General features: G+C 71.4%; 16 protein-coding genes and 1 pseudogene. 14 read left to right on the top strand and 3 right to left on the bottom strand.

The window, feature by feature from the left end:
• Positions 1 to 147: 147 nt before the first annotated feature.
• The 9 genes from ACG83_RS35990 to ACG83_RS35950 all read left to right on the top strand — a co-directional run bounded on the left by ACG83_RS35990 (position 148) and on the right by ACG83_RS35950 (position 10,484).
• On the top strand, positions 148 to 1,155 hold the full coding sequence (locus ACG83_RS35990; RefSeq protein ID WP_054570979.1) for a quinone oxidoreductase: 1,008 nt from the start codon (positions 148 to 150) through the stop codon (positions 1,153 to 1,155).
• An 18-nt stretch (positions 1,156 to 1,173) separates the two neighbouring features.
• Positions 1,174 to 2,166 (top strand): 3-carboxyethylcatechol 2,3-dioxygenase, encoded by a 993-nt coding sequence (locus tag ACG83_RS35985; RefSeq protein WP_054570723.1) that lies wholly within the window; start codon positions 1,174 to 1,176, stop codon positions 2,164 to 2,166.
• Positions 2,167 to 2,468: 302 nt separating this feature from the next.
• Positions 2,469 to 4,055 carry a long-chain fatty acid--CoA ligase gene (locus ACG83_RS35980; RefSeq protein WP_054570722.1) on the top strand — a complete coding sequence of 529 codons (1,587 nt, stop codon included), beginning with the start codon at positions 2,469 to 2,471 and terminating at the stop codon, positions 4,053 to 4,055.
• Between the two features lie 303 nt (positions 4,056 to 4,358).
• Positions 4,359 to 5,177, top strand: coding sequence for an ABC transporter ATP-binding protein (locus tag ACG83_RS35975; protein WP_054570721.1), 819 nt, complete (start codon positions 4,359 to 4,361; stop codon positions 5,175 to 5,177).
• On the top strand, positions 5,174 to 6,049 hold the full coding sequence (locus ACG83_RS35970) for an ABC transporter ATP-binding protein (RefSeq protein WP_054570978.1): 876 nt from the start codon (positions 5,174 to 5,176) through the stop codon (positions 6,047 to 6,049). Before ACG83_RS35975 ends, ACG83_RS35970 begins: the two co-directional genes overlap by 4 nt.
• Positions 6,046 to 6,936: a branched-chain amino acid ABC transporter permease gene (locus ACG83_RS35965; protein WP_054570720.1), complete on the top strand. Its 891-nt coding sequence runs from the start codon at positions 6,046 to 6,048 to the stop codon at positions 6,934 to 6,936. Before ACG83_RS35970 ends, ACG83_RS35965 begins: the two co-directional genes overlap by 4 nt.
• 10 nt (positions 6,937 to 6,946) lie before the next feature.
• Positions 6,947 to 8,173 (top strand): branched-chain amino acid ABC transporter permease, encoded by a 1,227-nt coding sequence (locus ACG83_RS35960; protein ID WP_152991625.1) that lies wholly within the window; start codon positions 6,947 to 6,949, stop codon positions 8,171 to 8,173.
• A gap of 80 nt (positions 8,174 to 8,253) precedes the next feature.
• Positions 8,254 to 9,576, top strand: a complete 1,323-nt coding sequence (locus ACG83_RS35955) for an ABC transporter substrate-binding protein (RefSeq protein WP_054570718.1) — start codon at positions 8,254 to 8,256, stop codon at positions 9,574 to 9,576.
• A 227-nt stretch (positions 9,577 to 9,803) separates the two neighbouring features.
• A complete protein-coding gene (locus tag ACG83_RS35950) occupies positions 9,804 to 10,484 on the top strand; it encodes a TetR/AcrR family transcriptional regulator (protein ID WP_235498402.1) in 681 nt (226 codons plus the stop codon).
• Here ACG83_RS35950 and ACG83_RS35945 read toward each other — a convergent pair.
• Positions 10,477 to 10,821: an ester cyclase gene (locus ACG83_RS35945; protein ID WP_054570717.1), complete on the bottom strand. Its 345-nt coding sequence runs from the start codon at positions 10,819 to 10,821 to the stop codon at positions 10,477 to 10,479. The two genes, ACG83_RS35950 and ACG83_RS35945, sit on opposite strands and share 8 nt — an antisense overlap.
• 167 nt (positions 10,822 to 10,988) lie before the next feature.
• On the opposite strand from ACG83_RS35945, the pseudogene hrpB reads away from it, so the two are divergent.
• Positions 10,989 to 13,699 (top strand): annotated as a pseudogene (gene hrpB, locus ACG83_RS35940) (ATP-dependent helicase HrpB).
• 94 nt (positions 13,700 to 13,793) lie between these two features.
• On the opposite strand, the gene ACG83_RS35935 reads toward hrpB, so the two are convergent.
• Positions 13,794 to 14,996: an esterase-like activity of phytase family protein gene (locus ACG83_RS35935; RefSeq protein WP_083473859.1), complete on the bottom strand. Its 1,203-nt coding sequence runs from the start codon at positions 14,994 to 14,996 to the stop codon at positions 13,794 to 13,796.
• A 357-nt stretch (positions 14,997 to 15,353) separates the two neighbouring features.
• On the opposite strand from ACG83_RS35935, the gene ACG83_RS35930 reads away from it, so the two are divergent.
• The 3 genes from ACG83_RS35930 to ACG83_RS35920 all read left to right on the top strand — a co-directional run bounded on the left by ACG83_RS35930 (position 15,354) and on the right by ACG83_RS35920 (position 18,498).
• Positions 15,354 to 15,758, top strand: coding sequence for an SSI family serine proteinase inhibitor (locus ACG83_RS35930; protein ID WP_063793315.1), 405 nt, complete (start codon positions 15,354 to 15,356; stop codon positions 15,756 to 15,758).
• A 267-nt stretch (positions 15,759 to 16,025) separates the two neighbouring features.
• Positions 16,026 to 16,889, top strand: a complete 864-nt coding sequence (locus ACG83_RS35925) for a TIGR03620 family F420-dependent LLM class oxidoreductase (protein WP_054570715.1) — start codon at positions 16,026 to 16,028, stop codon at positions 16,887 to 16,889.
• A 130-nt stretch (positions 16,890 to 17,019) separates the two neighbouring features.
• Positions 17,020 to 18,498, top strand: a complete 1,479-nt coding sequence (locus tag ACG83_RS35920; RefSeq protein ID WP_054570714.1) for an ATP-binding protein — start codon at positions 17,020 to 17,022, stop codon at positions 18,496 to 18,498.
• A 34-nt stretch (positions 18,499 to 18,532) separates the two neighbouring features.
• On the opposite strand, the gene ACG83_RS35915 is transcribed toward ACG83_RS35920, so the two are convergent.
• Complete coding sequence (locus tag ACG83_RS35915) at positions 18,533 to 19,408, bottom strand: helix-turn-helix domain-containing protein (RefSeq protein ID WP_054570713.1); 876 nt, start codon at positions 19,406 to 19,408, stop codon at positions 18,533 to 18,535.
• Between the two features lie 211 nt (positions 19,409 to 19,619).
• Between ACG83_RS35915 and ACG83_RS35910 the strand changes: the two genes are divergently transcribed.
• The gene (locus ACG83_RS35910) at positions 19,620 to 20,543 is read left to right on the top strand and encodes an alpha/beta hydrolase (RefSeq protein WP_054570712.1); all 924 of its coding nucleotides are present in this window, start codon (positions 19,620 to 19,622) and stop codon (positions 20,541 to 20,543) included.
• Positions 20,544 to 20,552: the final 9 nt, after the last annotated feature.

Below are 20,552 nucleotides of genomic sequence, written 5' to 3'. Positions count from 1 at the left end.
GGACGAGGCCGGACCGCGCCCCCGGAGGCCCTGCGGGTGCGGTCACAGCAACCAGGAAACGAGCCGACGCCCGCTTCGGCCAGCACCCGTGCCGCAGGACGGCACGGGTGGTATCCGGCCTGACTTCGGCCGATGCATCGTGACGGCATGCTCGCAGCACGCGCCGTCGCGCAAAGCGCCACCGACCCGCTGTCGGGGCTGAAGGTCGGTGATGTTCCCAGGCCCGCGGCCCGACCTGGCTGGTCGGTCGTCCGGGTGGTCGCCTCGTCCCTCAACATGCACGACGTCTGGACCCTGCGCGGGGTGGGCCATCCCGCCGAACGGCTACCGATCATCCTGGGCTGCGACGCGGCCGGCATCGACGAGGACGGGAACGAGGTCATCGTCTACCCGGTGATCGCCGATCCGGATGCCGGCGGCGGCGACGAGACCCTCGATCCGGACCGGGCGCTGCTCTCCGAGCGCCACGACGGCGCGTTCGCGCAGTACCTGACGGTGCCTACCCGCAACCTCGTCCCGAAACCCGGGTGGCTGACCTTCGAGCAGGCGGCGTGCCTGCCGGTCGCCTGGACCACCGCGTACCGGATGCTGTTCACCCAGGCCAGGATCACCGCCGGCGACCGGGTGCTGGTCCAGGGCGCCGGCGGTGGGGTGGCGTCCGCCGCGATCAGCCTCGCCGCCGCGGCCGGAGCGGTCGTCTACGCGACCAGCCGCAGCGAGGACAAACGAGACAAGGCGCTGTCCTGGGGAGCCCGCGGGACGTTCCCCACCGGCGCGAAGCTGCCGGAGAAGGTCGACGTCGTCATCGAGACGGTCGGCGAGGCCACCTGGTCGCACTCACTCCGGTCGCTGCGCCCCGGCGGGACGCTCGTCGTCGCCGGCGCCACCAGCGGCACGAACCCACCGGCCGACCTGGCCCGGGTGTTCTACCTGCAACAACGCATTCTGGGCTCCACCGGCTGCACCCGTCCGGAACTCGTCGCCATGCTGCGGATGATGGACGCCACCGGCGTGCGGCCGGTCATCGACCGGGTCCTGCCCCTTGACGAGATCGACAAGGGCTTCCAGCTCATGCTCGACGGCGAGCTCACCGGAAAGATCGTCATTCACCCACCCGCGCCGCACCTGCAGCCACGAACGAACACGCACGAGTGAAGGGAACCTGATGCCCTGATGCCTGCCGCGCTCGTGGGGATATCCCACTCCCCGCTGATCGGGAAGAACGACCCGGCGCCCGACGTCCTCGCCGCCGTCGACGAGGCGGTGACGGGCGCCCGCGCCTTCATCGGGGCCTTCGCGCCCGACCTGGTGGTCCTCTACGCGCCGGACCACTACAACGGCTTCTTCTACCGCGAGATGCCGCCGTTCTGCCTGGCCACCGAGGCGGGCGCCGTCGGGGACTTCGGCTCCGCGGCGGGGCCCCTCTCCGTCGACGGCGAGGCCGCGCGAGCACTCGCGGACGGAGCGCTCGCCCGGGGCGTCGACCTGACGGTCTCCGCGCGGATGACCGTGGACCACGGGTTCGTCCAGCCGCTGCAGGTGCTCTTCGGCGGCATCGACCAGGTGCCCGTCGTCCCGATCTTCGTCAACGGCGTCGCAGCACCGTTCGGGCCGGTCAGCCGGATCCGCGCCCTGGGGACCGCCATCGGCCTGGCGGCGGCCGACCTTGACCGCCGGGTCCTGTTCATCGGCTCCGGTGGCCTCTCCCACGACCCGCCGGTGCCCATCCTCGCCGGCGCGCCACCGCGGGTCGCCGACGCCCTGATCGAGGGCCATCCACCCACCCCCGAGCAGCGCGCCCGCGGCGAGGAGCGGGTCGTGCAGGCCGGCCGCGCCTACGCCGGCGGATCGACCAGCATGATTGCGATCAACCCGGCCTGGGACGAGCTGGTCCTCGACACCTTCGCCGGCGGCCGGCTTGAGGACGTCGACGCCTGGACCGTCGAATGGATGGGCGCCGAGGGCGGCGGGTCCGGGCATGAGACCCGCGCCTGGATCGCCGCCTTCGCGTCCCTGGCCGCCACCGGCGCGTACTCCATGACATCCCGCTTCTACCGGCCGATCCCGGAGTGGATCGCCGGCTTCGCCGTCGCCACCGCGCTCCCTTCGGGCCAGCGGGACGAGGGGCTCACTGCTCGGCCCGGCGGTCTCCCGCCGAAGCCCTGAGAAGCCTGGCCGGGAGGGCCCGCGGAAGGGTCCGCGGAAATGTTCCGCATCGCGGCACAGCCGCTGGAAGCACACCCCGCAGCCAGCGTCTTATGTCCGCACGCTGCACTGCGGCGGGGGCACGGCAGTCGTCAGCCACGGGGACGACTGGACGTCGGAGACAGGGGGGAGGCGGCGGGCCCGGACATCGTGTCGAGAACACCGAGCCTTCGCCGTCGCACCTTGCACGGCCGAGAAGGCTCGCTCACCATTCACCCTTCCGTTCTCTCGCATTGCCCGACCGCCGTTCAAGGAGCCCTGCCATGAACTCCGTCGACATCAGCCCGGCGGCTGCGCTCTACCGTCGAGCGCGATACGCCCCGGGCGCCGCCGCCCTCCACTACGAAGGCCGCACGACGAGCGCGGGCGATCTCGCCCGGACGGTTCGTCAGCTCGCCGCCGGGCTCGCCCGCCACGGTGTGCCGCAGGGCGGCCGGGTGGCCTATCTCGGTTTCAACAGCCCGGTCCTGCTGGAGACCATGCTCGCCGCCGCGCACCTCGGCGCCGTCTTCGCGCCGCTGAACTTCCGGCTGGCCGCGGCCGAGATCCGCCAGGTCCTGACCAACTGCGACGCCGAGGTCCTGATCGTCGAGGAAGGCCACCGCGAGGTGGTGGAGTCCGTGCGCGCCGCACTGTCGATCAGGCACTACGTTCTCGTCGACACCGACCCGGCCTGCCCCGCGCCCGACCAGCCCGTCGCGGGGTGGATCCCACTGTCGGTGCTGCTCACCGGCCCCGACGACGTCGCGGAGCCGGTGGCCCGCCACGACGACGACATCGCGGCCCTGCTGTACACCTCGGGAACCACCGGCCTGCCCAAGGGCGTCATCCTCACCCACGGCAACATCTGGTGGAACGCCGTCAACGTCGACAACGTGGTCGACACCCGCCACGACGACGTGACGCTGGCCGTCGCGCCGCTGTTCCACATCGGCGGGCTGAACGCGCTCACGCTGCGGACCCTGCTGCGTGGCGGCCTCGTCATCATCCGCCGTTCCTTCGATCCACAGCAGTTCCTGGACGATCTCGTCGGCTTCCAGGTGACGGTCCTGTTCGCGGTACCCGCCATGTTCGGCGCGGTCGCCAGGCTGCCCGGGTTCGCCGCCGCGGACCTCACCGCCCTGAGATCCGCGATCGTCGCCGGTGCCCCGGTACCGCCCGGCCTGATCCGCGAGTACGCCGACCGGGGCGTTCTGTTACAGCAGGCCTGGGGCCTGACCGAGACCGCTCCGTTCGCCACCTACCTGCCGGCCGGCCTGACCCGGGACAAGCTCGGCTCGGCCGGGGTTGCGATGCCCTTCACCAGGGTCTGCCTGGTGAGGCCGGGCACCGGCATTCCCGTCGAGGAGGCGGACGTCCGCGGCGAGCTCTGTGTCCAGGGCCCGAACGTGACCCCCGGCTACTGGCGGAACCCGACGGCCACCGCCGCGGCGTTCGACCACGGCGGCTGGTTCCACACCGGGGACATCGCCTACCGCGACCAGGACGGTTTCTACTACGTCGTCGACCGCCTGAAGGACATGATCATCACCGGTGGTGAGAACGTGTACCCGGCCGAGGTGGAACGGGTCCTCATCGAGCACCCCGACGTCCTCGACGTGGCCGTCGTCGGCGTGCCCGACGCCCGCTGGGGAGAGACCGTGGTCGCGATCCTGAGCTGCCGTCCGGGCGCCGAGCCGACGATCGAGGAGATTCGGGACTTCGCCGCGCTCCACCTCGCCCGCTACAAGCTCCCGACCCAGCTGCGCCGGCTCGACCAGATTCCCCGGAACCCCAGCGGAAAGCTGCTGAAGGGCCCGCTGCGGGAATGGGCCGAGCAGAACCAGATCCCGTCCAGAGCCTCCACCTGACGCAGTTCACCTGCCATGACCGCGTAATTTTGTACGGACCGAGGACGTCCGGCGAGCCTTTTCCATATCACGATGCACGGCCAGGGATTCCGCCGGCCCGAGTCGACGACGAAAAGGCTCAGCCATCACCTCCACTGGACAGCGGGATGACGACCGTTCCGCCTCCCGGCCGGAACGACGAATCCGGCAGACCATATCCCGCACCCTGAGTTCGCCGCCGTACGAGGCATGCCGAAAACCTCGCCAGCCTCCGGTTCCTCTATTTTCAAGAAACCACCTGTCAATACTCAGAAGAGGTTTCACGTGTTGGAAGTCGCCGGCCTTTCAGTAACCTATGGCGGCGCCGTCCAGGCACTGCGGGATGTCTCGCTGCGGGTCCCCGAACGCGGCGTTCTCACGGTGTTGGGAAGCAACGGCGCGGGAAAAAGCACGCTGTTACGCGCGGTCTCGGGAACTCTCGATCGCCACGGCGGCCAGCGGGACACCGGCACCATCACCGTCGACGGCACAGCCATCCACCGACGGGACGCGGCGTCCATCGTGCGGGCCGGGGTGGTTCAGGTGCCCGAAGGCCGCCGGGTGTTCGGCCACCTGACCGTCGACGACAACCTGCGCGCCGGTGCCGCCGGGGCCCGCAGCCGCGCTGCCGCGGCCCGCGCCCGAGGCCGGGTCGAAGAGCTCTTCCCGATCCTGGTCACCCGTTCGCGGCAGCGGGCCGCGCTGCTGTCCGGCGGCGAGCAGCAGATGCTCGCGATCGGTCGGGCGCTGATGTCGGATCCGCGCCTGCTGCTCCTCGACGAGCCGTCGCTGGGGCTCGCGCCGCTGATGATCCAGCGGGTGGGCGAGATCGTGGCGGAGATCCACCGCCACGGCGTCTGCGTCGTCCTGGTCGAGCAGAACGCCACCATGGCCCTCGCGCTCGCGGACACCGCGGTGGTCCTCGACGTCGGCCAGGTCAGCCTCGCCGGCAGCGCCGCCGAGCTTGCCGCCTCCGAACAGGTACGGCAGCTCTACCTCGGCCACGGGGCACCGGCGACCCCCGTGGCCGAATCCACACCCACCGGCGCCGGCCACGGGGCTCGGCCATCCGAGGCCAGGACTCTCACGAGGTGGCGGTCATGACCGGTGCCAACGCCACGGCAGCAGGGACGCCCACGGTCACGACCGACGACGCGCCGCCATGGCTGCGCGTCCAGGGCGTGTCCGTCACCTTCGGTGCCCTCAAAGCGCTCTCGGACGTATCACTGTCCGTCGAGCCCGGCCATATCCATGCGATCATCGGACCGAACGGGGCTGGTAAGTCGACGCTGTTCAACGTCATTTCAGGCCTGTACCGGACCACCGCGGGAGAGGTCTGGCTCGGCGATGACGAGCTCACCTCGCTGCGACCCCACCAGATCACTCGCCTCGGCCTCGGCCGGGCATTTCAGAACATCGTTCTCCCGCCGTATGCGACCGTTGAGCGAAGCATTATGCTGGGCCGCCACCACCTGATGAGCGCCGGATTCGTCCGGACCGGCCTACGGCTCCCCTCCGCTGTCCGGGAACAGCGGCTCCACGGCGCCCGCGTCAGGGAGATCGCAGATTTCCTGGAGCTCGGCGACCTTTTCGACGCCGAGGTCAGTGGTCTTTCCTACGGCGATCGCAAACGGGTCGAGGTCGGCCGCGCCCTGGCCACCGAGCCGCGCGTCCTCCTCCTGGACGAGCCGGTGGCGGGAATGAACGCCACCGAGTCCGCCCTGATGGCCGAGCAGCTGCGCTCGATCAGGGCGGGACTGGGGATCACGATCCTGCTCGTCGAGCACGACATGGCCATGGTCATGGCGATCGCCGACCGGGTGACGGTGCTCGACTTCGGCACGGTCATCGCTAGCGGGACCCCCGCCGAGATCCAGCGCGACCCCGAGGTCATCCGCGCCTACCTGGGTTCGCCGGACGGGACCTCCAAAGCCGCGCCCACGGCCACCGACCTTCCCCACAGGGATCAGCCTTGACGACCTTTTTCTCGCTGCTGTCCAACGGTCTCGCGGTAGGCGCGGTCTACGCCCTTCTCGCCCTCGGTTTCGTCATCATCTTCCGGTGCAGCGAGGTGCTGAACTTCGCGCACGGCGCGGTTGTGCTCCTCGGGGCGTATGTCATCGCCCGGACGCACGAGACCCTGGGCTTCGCCGCCGCCGTGGCCCTCGGTGTAACCGCCGCGGCCGGAATGTCCGCCCTGATCGAACGGATCCTCGTCCGCCGGCTGCGCAACGCGCCGACGATCAGCCTCACCATCATGCTCCTCGGCGTCGACATCCTGATCGCGACCGACCTCACCCGCCGGATCGGCTCCGACATTCTCGGCCTCGGTCATCCCTGGGGTGCGGATGTCGTCGAGGCCGCCGGGGTGAGCATCTCCGCGAACCGGCTGATCGCGTTCGCCGTGGCCGCCGTGGTGATCGCGGGCCTGTTCACCGCGTTCCGGCTCACCTCCTGGGGAGTCGCCATGCGGGCCGCCGCCGAGGATCCGGAGGCAGCCCAGCTCATGGGCATCAGGCTGGGGCGGGTGGCGCTGGCCTCCTGGCTGCTCGGCGGAGCGCTGGCCGCCGTCGCCGGAATCTTCCTCACCGGCAGCCCGACCCCGGGGCTCGAACCGGGCATTCGGTGGGTGGCGTTCGCCGCCTTCCCCGTCGCCGTCCTGGGTGGGCTGGACTCGCCCGGCGGAGCGCTCGTCGCCGGGCTGCTGATCGGCGTCTCCGAGTCACTGGCGGCGGGATACCAGGATGACCTGCTGTTCCTGGGGCGCGGGATCGGAGAGGTCGTCCCCTACTTCGTGATGATCGTCGTCCTGTTGGTACGGCCGACGGGGCTCGCGGGAACAAAGGAGCTGAACCGTGTCTAGGGCGATCATCATGCGCCCCGTCACCAGCGCCGGGAATGTCAGGCGGTCGCTGCTCGCGGCCCTGGCCGTCGTCGCGGTCGTGCTCCCCTTCTACGCCGACGAGTTCTGGCTACGCACGGGATTCGCGGTCTTCGCGGCGGTCATCGGCGCGGTCGGGCTGAACCTTCTCTGCGGAACAACCGGACAGCTCTCCCTGGGGCACGCGTTCTTCCTCGCGGTCGGCGCCATCTCCTACTCGCTGCTCGCGGGGGAATCCACCGGAAAGGGCTCGGAGCGCGTCATCGGGCTGGGCCTTCATCCGATGCTCGCGATGATCGCGGCGGTGGGCATCGCGGGGCTGGCGGGGCTGCTGTTCAGCCCGGTCGCGGCGCGCGTCCGCGGGCTTTATCTCGCCGTCGCCTCGCTTGGTCTCGTCGTCGCCGGCCAGCACATCCTCAACACCGCCACACCGCTCACCGGCGGTTTCAACGGCCGGCCCGTCGAGGACTTCGCACTGCCCGGCTTCGCCTTCAGCGACTCCGACCCGGATCTCGTCCTGCTCGGCGTTCCCTTCGGCCAGGCCGAGCGACTCTGGTATCTCGGCCTGCTGCTCGCCATCCTGGCCATGGTCTTCGCGGGCAACATCATCCGTGGCCGCAGCGGAGTCGCGCTCGAGGCGGTACGGGACAATCAGCTCGCAGCCGCGGTCAACGGGGTGGACGTCGCCGCCTACCGGTCACGCGCATTTCTGCTGTCCTCGATGTACGCGGGTCTCTCGGGCGTTCTCTACGCGCTTTCCGTCGGCAGTGTGGCGCCCGAGTCCTTCACCATCGAGATCTCCGTCCAGTATCTGATGATGATAGTCCTGGGCGGGCTCGGATCCGTCGGTGGAGCCGCCGCCGGCGCCGTTCTCGTGACCGCGCTCCCGCTCGTTCTCCAGCAGTACAGCGACTCCCTTCCCTTCCTTTCCGCGCCAGGTAGCGGCGGGGTGAGCTATGCCGACGCGGCGCGTTATCTCTACGGCGCCGCGGTGGTGCTCATAGTGCTGCTGGAACCGAGCGGGGCCGCCGGCCTGGCCCGGCGCGCGCAGTCACACCTGAAAGTCCGTGCACATGCCATCCCCACCCGACGGCTGTGGCGCGGCGGCCCACCAGCTGATCAGCCTGAACCGACCCAGCCTGATCAGGCGAGAACAAATGCCTCCGCGAAGGCCTCGACGGTACTCGCGACAGCGCATGACAGCGCGCCCGAATCCTGAGATTTCAGCCCAGGCCCATCCCGACCCGAATTCCTTGCGATAGCTGGACCCGTCATCCACACCGAGAGGCAGAAACTTCCATGACCGAAACCGGGCACGCACCCATCGATTTACCGGTCGCGCGGCAGTCAGGGGGACGGCTGACGCCGGGCCCGCGGCGACGTCACCTGCGGGGCGCGGGGATATGCGTCACCGCCGCGACGCTTGTGCTGGCGGCCTGCAGCAGCAAGAGCCAGGACTCCACGCCGGATTCCAGCAGCGGTTCCGAACGGGTCGGGGCCGGCATCGAGGGTGACACGATCACCCTCGGGGTGCTGACCGACGCCACCGGCGTCTTCGCCGCTCTCGGAAAGGAGCTGACCTCGGGTCAGCAGATCTTCTGGGACGCGCGCAACGCCGAAGGCGGCGTGTGCGGCACCTACCAGGTGAAGCTTGAGATCAAGGACCACGGGTACAACGTCCAGAACGCCACCTCGTTGTATTCGGGCCTGCGCGGCGACGTCCTGGGCATCCAGCAGCTGCTCGGCTCGGCGATGACCGCGGCGCTGTCCGACCGGATCGAGCAGGACTCCATCGTCACCGTTCCGCTCACCTGGGCGGCAAGCCTCACCGACAACCCGGACATGGCCGTTCTGGGCCCGACCTACGACGTCGAGGTCATCAACGGCCTCGACTATCTCCTCGAGGAAAAGAAAATCGCTCCCGGGGACGCGATCGGTGTGATCTACCTGGAGGGCGACTGGGGAGCGACCACGCTCGCGGGTGCCTCCTTCTTCGCCAAGCAGCACGACATGAGCGTCGTCGAGCAGAAGGTGACCCCAGGCGATCAGGACATGACCGCCCAGATCACCGCACTGAAGGCGGCGGGGGTAAAGACCATTCTCCTGGCAAGCTCCCCGGGCCAGACCGCCTCGGCGGCCACGGTCGCCGCGACGCAGGGACTGAACGTCCCGCTGGTCGGCAACAACCCGACCTTCTCTCCCGGGCTGCTCAAGACACCCGCCCGGGATGCCCTCATCGCCAACTACTACAACATCAGCCCCTATCCAGCCTATGACGAGGATGTCACCCAGGAACCTCTCGCCGACTACCAGAAGAAGTTCCCCGGTTCCGCGCCCAGCGTCACGATGCTCTCCGGATTCGCCTCCGCGCACGTGATGTCGGAGATCCTGGAGAAGGCCTGCCAGGCCGGCGATCTCACCCGCGAGGGAGTCGTCCACGCCAAGCAGAGCCTTACTGACATCGACACCGGCGGACTCCTCGGCAAGATCGACTACAGCAGGCCCGGCGTCAGCCCGAGCCGGCAGAACTTCATCCTCCGGGCCGCGGACACCGGCGGCGGCCTGACAACGGTCAGATCGCTGTACGAGGGACCAACCGCGCGCCAGTACAGCCGCGGCTGATCGCGCCGGTTCAGGCCAGCCGACGAGCGAGTCGTGGTCCGCAGCCGACGTCGGCTGCGGACCATGCCGGCCCCTCCTCCGGTTCGCGCGCAGGAGGACATCGAGGCCCCACCGGTTCCAGCCCGCCGACGAGCCATCCGCTCTAAAACCCGGGTGGTCTGGCCCCGCAGGAACCCGGGTGGTCAGGCCCTGCAGGTGCAAGGCTGGGACGGTGCAAGGCTGGGGCGGTGACAGTGGCCACCGGTGAGGACATGGACCACCCTCACGGCAGCGGTCCGGGGAGTCCGATCGGAGCGGTACCGGCGGAGATCCACCGCCCTGGGCTGGGCGCGCTGCTGCGGCCACCTCATCGGGCGGACGCCCGGCGCAACTACGAGGCCCTGCTCGCCGCCGCGGCGGCGGTCTTCGGGGCCGACGGCCCGCAGGCCTCACTGGACAAGATCGCCCGGACGGCCGGGGTGGGCAACGCGACGCTCTACCGCCACTTCCCGACCCGCCGCGACCTGCTCGTCGGCGTGTGCGTCGAAGAGGTCGAGGCGCTGTGCGCGCAGGGCGAGCAGCTTGCCGTCGATCAGGCCCCGGGCCCGGCGCTGCTCGGCTGGCTGCACGCCTTCATCGAGCACGTGACGTCCAGGAAAGGCCTCGCGGAGGCGCTGATGACCGGGCGCAGCGAGGACTCCGCGGTGATCGCCGCCTGCCAGGGGGCGATCGGCGAAACCGCGGCGGCCCTGCTCGCCGGCGCCCAGCGGGCCGGCACTGTCCGCGACGACCTCGAGGTGGCCGACCTGCTGGCGCTGGTCAACGCGATCGCCCTCACCACCGAGTCCACCGGCGCCCAGCACGCCGACCGCCTGCTGCGTCTGCTCTACCAGGGCATCGGGCCGCGGGGAGCTCAGGCGCTCAGTTAGTCGAACCCGCCGCGGCCGGCAGGGGCAGCGGCAGCGGCAGGCCCCAGTGCTCGACGATCTGGCCGCCCTGGACCCGCAGCATGTCGAGGGCGAACCCGACCGGCTCGCCCGTCGCAGCGTCGCGCAGGGCGTACCGGGTGGCCACCGTGTCGCCGGTCGTCACCCGCTGCTCGACGGTCGTCCGGACCTGCGCGGCCTGGGCGCCCAGGGCCGCCCACTTCTGCCGCCAGCCCTCGTGGCCGGTGGGCGCCCCGGGCAGTGCGGAATGGTCGACGGCATCGGGCGCGATCAGCGCCAACGCACCGTCGAAGTCTCCTCGGAGCACTGCGTCCGCCATCCGCTCAACGATCCCGACGGCAGGCGTTACCACTGACGAAGCCATGAGCGACCTCCAGAGCAAAGCGATCCGGGGATATCCCCGTTTCCACCTCGGGACGATAACCGGGGATGTCCCCGGTTCGCAAGGTCGAAAACACCTGGAATGGCAGCTACTAGGCTCCGTGAATGCTGCCCGACGCCACGGTCGCCGGGGCGAACCTTCCCATCCGGGCCGCCCTGCCGGCGCTCCTCGGCGCGCTGACCGCCCGAGAACAGCCCGGGCCGGGCCACGCCGGTGGGGCCGCGGTGCTGGTGGCGCCGCCAGGCACCGGCAAGACGACGCTCGTCCCCCTCGCGCTCGCCGACCACGTCCCCGGCCGCGTGCTGGTCGTCGAGCCGCGGCGAATCGCCGTCCGCGCCGCGGCCCGGCGGATGGCCAGCCTCACCGGCGGCGGCGAGATACGTGGCCGCGAGAAGGGCGGTGGCGCGGGGGGCGGTGGCGAGGTGGGGGGCGCGGTCGGTTACACGATCCGCGGGGAGCGCCGGGCCGGGCCGTCGACCAGGGTCGAGGTGGTCACGACCGGCGTCCTGGTCCGGCGGCTGCAACGCGACCCCGAACTGCCCGGGACCGACGCGGTCGTTCTCGACGAGTGCCACGAGCGCCACCTCGACGCCGACCTGGCGCTCGCGCTCCTGCTCGACGTCCGGGCCGTGCTGCGTCCCGACCTGCGCCTGGTCGCCGCCTCCGCGACCGCCGACACCCGGCGGCTGGCCGCGATGCTCGGCACGCCCGACCAGCCCGCGCCGGTCATCGGGACCGACGCCTCGATGCACGACGTCGAGGTCGTCTGGGCACCCCCACCAGGTGTGATCACGCCGGCGCACGGGCTGCGGGTCGACCCGAGGCTGCTCGACCACGTCGCCGCGACGGTCGGGCGCGCGCTGCGGGAGACATCCGGGGATGTGCTCGTCTTCCTGCCAGGGGCCGGTGAGATCGCCGCCGTCGCCGGGCGGCTCGCCGGGCGCCGGGAGGCCGGGCACCGGGACGCCGTCGACGTCCTCACCCTGCACGGCCGGCAGACCGGCGGCGCGCAGGACGCGGTGCTGCGCGCCGGCCCGCGTCGCCGGGTCGTCCTGGCCACCGCGGTCGCGGAGAGCAGCCTCACGGTGCCCGGTGTGCGGGTCGTCGTCGACGCCGGCCTGGCCCGCTCCCCGCGGATGGACCATGCCCGCGGGCTGGGCTCGCTGGTCACCGTGCGGGTGTCCCGGTCGTCCGCCGGGCAGCGCGCGGGCCGGGCCGGGCGGGAGGCCCCGGGCCGGGTGTACCGCTGCTGGTCCGCCGCGGAACATGACCGGCTGCCCGCCCAGCCGGAACCGGAGATCGCCGTCGCCGACCTCACCGCCTTCGCGCTGGAACTGGCGGTCTGGGGCAATCCCGGTGGGGCGGGCCTGCCCCTGCTCAGCGAGCCGCCGGCCGGCGCGATGGAAGCTGCCGGGGCGACGTTGCGGGCCCTCGGAGCCGTCGACGAGACCGGCCGGGTCACCCCGCGAGGACGTTCGTCGGGACCCATCCGCGGCTCGCGCGGGCGCTGCTCGACGGCACCCGGTCCGTCGGCGCCCGCCGCGCGGCGGAGGTCGTCGCGATGCTCTCCGGGGACGGCCCGGTCGGCGGATCGGTCGGCGGATCGGTCGGCGGCCCGTCCGACGACCTCGTCGCCGCGTGGCGCCGCCTGCGGGGCGACACGGACCGGGCCGCGTCCGCCCGCTGGCGGGAGGAGACCCGCCGGCTGCGCTCAGCCGCGCAATCCCCACCCACCGGGACCGGGGAGCCCGATGGACCCGGGAAACCCGTTGGACCCGGTGAGCTTGCCGGGCCCGCGGGGCGGGATGCGGGTGGGATCACCGACGATCTCGCGGCGGGGCTCGTGGTCGGCCTCGCCTTCCCCGAACGGCTCGCGCGGGCCCGCGACGCCGGCAGCACGAACTACCTGATGGCCGGCGGGACCGGTGCCGAGCTCGCCGCGGGCTCGGCGTTGACCGGGGCGGGCTGGCTCGCCATCGCGGTCGCCGACCGCGGGCCAGGCCGGACGTCCGCCCGAGTGCGCCTGGCCGTCGCGCTCGACGCGGCGACCGCGCGGGAGGCGGGCGCGGCGCTGCTGCGCACCGAGGACGAGGTCGCCTGGTCCGGCGGCGACATCGTCGCCCGCCAGCTCGAGCGCCTCGGCGCGATCATCCTCGCCGAACGCCCGGTGGGCAGGCCCGATCCGTACCTGCTGCGGGCCGCGGTGCTCGACGGGCTGCGGGCCGCGGGCCTGCCGGTGCTGCGATGGAGCACCGACGCGCTCGCCCTGCGCGACCGGCTCGCGTTCTGCCACCGGCTGCTCGGCGCCCCCTGGCCCGACGTCACCGACGCCGCGCTGCTGGACTGCGCCCCCGACTGGCTCGGGCCGGACCTCGACGGCGTGCGACGCCGCGCCGACCTCGGGCGTATCGACGCCGGCCACGCGCTGCGCCGGCTGCTGCCCTGGCCACAGGCCGGCCGGCTGGACGAACTGGCACCCGAACGGGTGACGGTGCCGAGCGGCTCCCGGGTGCGTCTCGACTACAGCGGCAGCAGCGGCGCGGCCGGCCCCGTGCTGGCCGTGAAGATCGCCGAGGTGTTCGGGTGGGAACGGGTTCCCGTCGTCGCTGACGGCCGCGCACCGCTGGTGCTTCACCTGCTGTCGCCGGCGGGGCGCCCGGTGGCGGTGACGAGCGACCTGGGGTCGTTCTGGCGCACCGGCTACCCGCAGGTCCGCGCGGAGCTGCGCGGCCGCTACCCCCGACACCCCTGGCCGGACGACCCGACCACAGCCCCACCGACCCGCCGCGTCGCCCCCCGCAGCCGCAGCCGCTGACAGGGTCGGTGGCGGCGCCCGCCTCAGCGCCGCCACCGAGCCGCCACCGAGCCGCCACCGCCGAGGCGCCACCGGCCTTCGGAGTGGACGTCGATCAGGGCAGCCGCACCGCGACCCGGAGCAGGCGGGTCACCTGAGTGGCACCGAAGTTGTCGTCGCTGAGCACGCTGACGGTCGTCAGCCCGCGTCCGAAGCGCCCTCGGGGATCGATCGCGAGAGCCTCGTAGTTGTCCATCAGCGGGTTGATCTGGGTTCCGGGGTTGGTCGCACCCAGCGTCGGGCAGGCGGTGAGGTCCGCGACGAGCTGCTTGCCGGCGAGGGCACGTGCTGGGAGCGCCGAGAGGTTGGGTACCGCGGTGACATCCGCGGTACGTCCGGTGTCCGGTACCGCCCACAGGGCGTTGCGGTTACCCACCCCGGCGGTGAACGAGGCCTCCAGGACGAGCAGCCCGTCCTCGCCGTAGGCGGCGATCTCGGAGATCCGCTGCCCGGGTTCGGCCCGGTAGCCCAGCTGCCGGCTCAGCTCGTACGAGCCGGTGGCGGTACGCCGGTAGACGAGGATCCGCCGGGTCTGGGCCTCACCGGCCGCGGAGACGTCGCCGGCCAGGGTGCCTTCCATCGCCGCGTAGATGAAACGCCCCGACGGGGAGATGGAGAGGCCTTCGAGCGTGGCGTTGTCGGTCGCCTCACCCGCGGGCGCCACCCGGAAACGACCCGGTACCGGCAGGGCACTCTGCTCGGTCCCGGTCCGGTCGAAGATCCTGATCGAGGGCTCCGTCTCCGAGCTGACGACATACCGCCCGTCGGGCAGGACCGCGAGGCCTTCGCCGTCGAAGTTGCCGCCGTCGTAGCCGACGCCGGTGGACGTCCGCAGCACGATGCTGCCCACCACCGTCGGCCGGGCGGTGTCGGAGAGGAACCAGATCCGCGCGGGCCGGGTGCCGGAGCGATCCACGACCGCCGCGTACGCGTGCCTGCGTGCGTCGTAGGCGAGCCCGGAGAGGCCGCCGACCGTCTCACCGTCGACGACGACCTTGTTCAGGGCGTCGCTGAAACCGATCGCGGTGCCGCGCGGAGGGCATTCAGCTTCCGGCCCGCCGAAACCGGGCACGGGACGTCCGTCGGCCGCCGTCGACGACGCCGCGCTCGCGGCGGTGCCCACGGTCGCGACGGTGAGGCCCGCCAGCGCTGCGGCGGCCAGCCCAGCGCGGACCCACCGCGGTCGGGGGTGGGTCCGGGGCCGGGTTCCGGCTGGTCCCGCGGTTCGGATCACCCAGCGGGTCGGGAGACGGGTCATGAATGCTCCTCCGGTTCGGATTCTCCTCCGTTTCAGTTCCACACTGTCGAGCCCGGCGAACGGCAGCGGAGCTTCTCGGTGTCCGCCACCGGTCAGGTGCGTAAACGAATTTTGCCCCGACCCGTTGAGCTGCGGCGATGAAAGACGGCCGGATCCATCGCCAGCACCGCGCACATACGCCACTTGACCCCATTACAGTGGGCCTCTAGCTTGTGTGGCGCTTCATTCGTATTCGACCCGAGCCATCCCCTCGCCGCCCAGCTTTCTTCACTGTTCACGTACTCGCCATCCTTCGGCCACGTGACCGGACCCGTTATCTTGCGGTGAAGAAAATCAGCACTGGAGGTTCTTGTGGCAATGTCGAGATCCATTTTCCGGAAAGTGGTCGTCGCCCTGGCGATCGCGACCGCGGCCGTCGGCTTCGCGCCGGCCGCGGCGCAGGCGTCACCCGGCGTCCCGCGGGGCGCGTTCATCCTCACCGTCTCCGAAGGAACCATCCCCTATCTGGGCGAACCTGTTCTGCTGACCTGTCCGCCGAGCCCCCTGGCAACCCATCCGGACCCGGCGGGGGCGTGCGCGGCCATCGCCGCGGCGGGCGGCGACTTCAACCAGCTCCCCGTGGACCCCGCGGTGCTCTGCCCGGCCATCTACGCCCCGGTGACGGCCACGGCCGACGGCCGTTGGGGAGGCAGGGCCGTCCACTGGACGAAGACCTTCGGGAACAGCTGCCTGCTGTACGTGGAGACCCATCCGGTCTTCTGACGACGGTTCTCGTGGCCGTGGTGACCCCGGGAAAAGTGGCCAGGGTCGCCACCGCCCACAGCCCACAGCCCCGGTGCACGGCCGGCCGCATTCCCGGCGGCTGTCACCCGCACCCGGACGTCTCCCCAGGCCTCACCCGAGGCTTCGCCCGGGGGTCAGCACGGCATCGGAGGAACTCGCGGGCTCGACGATGTACCGTCCGACGACGGCATCCGGCCGAGGCTCCCGTGCGGTTACACGGCGCCTTGCTGAGTAAGGAGACGTCGTATGACCGGCACTCTGCCGACCGGAATCGGCCTGTGGGCGGGCTTCCTCGACCAGCTGCCGGCCGCCGAGGCAATCGCCGCCGTGCGCGACCTGGAAAAGGCCGGCATCACGACGATCTGGCTGCAGGAATACAGCAGCCTGGACCCGTTCGTCCGCGCCGCGCTCTACCTGCAGGCCACCGAGCGGCTCACCGTCGCGCTCGGAGTGGCGACTATCCACGCCCGGGACCCGCGCGCGATGGTCGGTGCGGCGGCGACGCTGCACGAGGCGTTCCCGGGGCGGTTCGCGCTCGGTCTCGGCACCAGCCATCGTCATCTCGCCGAAGCTCGCGGCTCCACCTACGCCAAGCCCCTGACCGCCCTGCGCGACTACCTCGCGGCGATGGACACGGCCGCTGGGCACCGGAATCCTCTGCCGCCACGGTTCCTCGGCGCACTCGGCCCGAAGATGATCGAGCTCGCCGGGGCCGCCACCGATGGTCTGCACACCTACTTCTGCCCCGTCGCCCACACCGCCGCCGCGCGCGCCGCCGTCGGCGCCGGCCCGTGGATCGCGCCCTCGCAGATGGTCGCGCTCGGCGCCACCGAGACGACCGACGAGCTGCGCCGCTACCTCGGGCTGTGCCTCGGGATGCCCAACTACCGGGCGAACCTCGCGCGGTACGGCTTCACTGACGCCGATTTCGCGACGGCCAGCGACGCCCTTGTCGACGCCCTCGCCGTCCCCGACGAGCCGGCCGCGCTGCGCGCACGCCTCGACGACCAGCGCGCCGCCGGCGCCGATCACGTCGTCCTCCAGCTCGTGCCGCCGCCGCCGGCCGCCCGGGTCCTCGACCGGGTCGCCGAGGGCCTGGGAGCAGCCTGAGGCGCCTGCTCCCTGAGCTCACCGACGTCGCGGACCACGGGCCACCGGCCACTATTTACTCACGGCGCCTGTAACTTACAGGACAGGTGAGTTACAGGCGGTGCGAGTAGGTGGGAGAGGCGGGGCGGCGATGGCCTTTGTGCATCGCACCGACGAACTCGCCGCCCTTGAGGCGTGGTGGCGATCGACGGACCCTCGACCGGCGGTGGTGTGGGGGCGGCGACGGGTCGGCAAAACCGCGCTGTTGCAGCGCTTCGCCCAGGACCGTCGGTCGGTGTCCCATACCGGAGCCGGCCGGGCGGCCGCCGGGGAACTGGCGCAGTTGTCCCGTCAGGCGGCCATCGCGCTGCCGGGGCGAATCCGTGATCTCGCCGCTCGGCCCTACCTCGACTGGGACGACGCGCTCGACGACCTAGCCGCGGCGGCTGAGCAGGAGCCGCTCCTCGTCATCCTGGACGAGTTCCCCGAGATGGTCGCCACCTCACCCGAACTGCCCGGCGTCCTGCGGGCCTTCCTCGACCGGACAGCCGGGCGGACCAGGCTACGGCTGCTGCTGTGTGGGTCGGCCGTGCGGCACATGACCGCGCTGCAGGAGCAGCGGGCGCCCCTGTACGGCAGGTTCGACCTGTCACTGTCACTGCATCCGTTCCGTCCGCACGAGGCCGCGCTCATGCTGCCCGGGCTGACACCGTCCGACCGTGCGCTCGTGTACGGGCTGGTCGGCGGGGTTCCGCTGTATCTGTCGTGGTGGGACCAGAACGCCGACCTCGCCGACAACCTGCTACGGCTCGCCTGCCGGCCCGGGGCGCCACTGCTCACCGAGGGGCAGCTGGTCCTCGCCACCGAGGTGGAGCACGGTGAATACCCGGCGGCCGTACTCCACGCGATAGCTGAGGGCCGCACCCAGTACAACGAGATCAAAGACCACATTCGCGCCGAACCGGCCCGCACTCTGGATCGGCTCGTCGAGCTGCGGCTGGTCGAACGACAGATGCCGGTCACCGAAACAGCGCGCAGCCGGCGTCGGGTCTACCGAATCGCCGACAACTTCCTGGCCTTCTACCTCGGGCTGCTTTCTCGATACCGCGCGGAGATCGAGCGTGGGCTGGGAAAAGCGAACCTGCCCGTTCTGATCGAGAGCCTGGACGATCATCTCGGCAAACCGTGGGAGGAAGCGTTTCGCGAACACCTACGCCGACTCGCGGTCACCGGCGCACTGGGCAGTGACATCGTCGCGGTCGGGCCCTACTGGAACACTGGCGGGCAGAACGAGATCGATGCGGTCGTGCTCGCGGGCAGAGACCGACACCCGGTCCTCTTCGGCGAGGCGAAGTGGGCTCGCTCTGTTGACGGCCGGCGGATCGCCGGCCGACTTTCGGAGAAGGCTCGTGCCGTCACAGCAGCCGCTCCATCCGTGACAGCCGTTCCAGCGGCCTCGGGTCGCCCGCCAGACGACTGGACTGCGGACCCGGCCGACCCGGCCGCCAGCCCTGGCCGCAACGGGATCGACGGCTCCGCCACGGTGCGCCTCGCTCTGTGCGCTCGCGTGGAGATCCGCGACGCACCGCCGGAATGTCTCACCGTCACTGCCGCCGACATCTTCGACTAGCGGTATGTACCCATCGGCTTGCTCATCCGCTTGCTCATCGCCTCAGGTCCTCTGCTCGTTCGGGGCCGGGCTGCTCCGCGTTCCAGGAGGTGAGAATGCGCAGGGCGTCGTGGGACGGGCTGCCGGCTTCGGCGGTGAGAACCATCAGGCGTTGTCCGGAGCCGTCGGGGCTGGCCCAGGTGTCGCAGTCGAGGGTGAGGTCACCCACGAGGCGGTGCCGGTAACGCTTCGTTCCGTAGCTGGCGTTACTGACGCGGTGCTCGGCCCACCAGGTGCGGAAATCGAGGTCCTGGACGGACAGTTCCCCGACGAGGCGGGCGAGCTCCGGGTCGTCGGGATCCGCGGCGGCCTCCGTGCGCAGCGCGGCGACCGCCTCACGGGCGTCGTGTTTCCAGTCGTGGTGCATCTCGCGGATCACCGGGTTGGTGAACAGCAGGTTCACATAGTTGCGGCGAGCCGGCGAGAGCGCCGAGAAGTCGAGATAGAGAGCGGCTGCTGCTGGATTCCAGTCGAGGACGTCCAGGCGTCTGCCGAGGACCAGCGCGGGCGTCTGGGTGAGCTGGTCCAGCAGGCGGCGCATGGCAGGCCGTACCCGCTGGGCCGGCCGGCGCCGAGGCGGCAGGGCGTCGCTCCTGCCCGCGAGCTCGTACAGATAGCTCTCCTGGTCGCCGTCGAGGCGCAGGGCGCGGACGAGGGTGGCGAGCACGGAGGCGGAGGCCCGGACGCGCCCCTGTTCGAGCCGGGTGTAGTAGTCAACGCTGATCGCGGCGAGCTGAGCCACCTCCTCGCGGCGCAGCCCCGCGACCCGGCGGGTGGAGTCCGTCCCGGGCAGGCCGCATTCCCGCGGATCCAGCTGGGCCCGGCGGGCCTTCAGGAAGGCGCCGAGGTGGGAGGCCGATGCCGAGCTCATGGTCTCCAGTCTGCGGTTTCCGCCGCGGGAACGGCACCGGTGTGAGGGGCCAGGTTCCTTCCCAGGCAGAGACCTTCCTCTTTGCCACCCGCGGGCCGAGGTCGATGGTGAGGACACCGCCCGACAGGGTGCGCTCAGCCGGGACGAACCGTCACCGGACGCACCAGACGGCGGGCACCCAGCGACTGATCGACAAGGGAGAGTCGTCCTCATGGCCAGGACCAGCGTCACGTTCGACAGTGCCGGCATCGAGATCGCCGCGCACCTCTACGTTCCAGACCGCCCGGCTGACGGCGCCCCGCTCCCGGCGCTGGTGGTCGGTCACCCCGGTACCGGGGTGAAGGAGCAGACGTCCGGTACCTACGCGCGGCTGATGGCCGAGCGGGGTTTTGTGGCCCTGGCCTTCGACGCCGCCTACCAGGGTGAGTCCGGTGGTCTGCCGCGTGGTCTGGAGGACCCCGCCCAGCGAGTCGAGGACTTCAAGGCCGCCGTCTCCTACCTCACGACCCGGCCCGAGGTCGACGCCGACCGGATCGGCCTGCTGGGCGTGTGCGCCTCCGGCGGATACTCGCTCGCCGCCACCGGTGGCGACCACCGGGTCAGGGCCGTGGCGACCGTGTGCACCGCCGAACCCGCGCGCCAGTTCCGCTACGGCGCCGACGGCACCCAGGACCCGGCCGTCTTCCAGTCCCTGCTGGACGCCGCCGCCCAGGCCCGCACGGCCGCCGCCCGCGGGGAGGACCCCGGTGTGATGACCATGTTCCCCGAGACCGCCGAACAGGCCGGCGCTCTCGGCGGCCAGCACGGCGTCGAAGGCTGGGAGTACTACTGCGGCCCCCGTGGCCACCACGAGCGCTCGGCGAAGTTCCTCGCCTGGGAGAGCATCGACAGGATGGCGTCCAGCGACGTCTTCCACGCCGTCCCGCTGATCAGCCCCCGCCCGATCCTGCAGATCCTCGGTGAGCACGCCGTCACCGCCTGGATGGGCCTGGAAGCCCACCGGCGGGCCACCGGGCCCGCGGAGATCCACTGGATCAGGGGTGCCAGCCACGTCGACCTCTACGACAGGCGCGAGTACATCGACCTCGCCGTCGGCAGGCTCACCGACTACTTCACCGCCAGCCTGAACAAATGACCGACCTCG

It is taken from the genome of Frankia sp. R43, from assembly GCF_001306465.1.
GTDB lineage: Bacteria > Actinomycetota > Actinomycetes > Frankiales > Frankiaceae > Parafrankia > Parafrankia irregularis.
The sequence above is the reverse complement of the archived record's forward strand: the minus strand, read 5'-3'. Positions and strand labels throughout refer to the sequence as shown.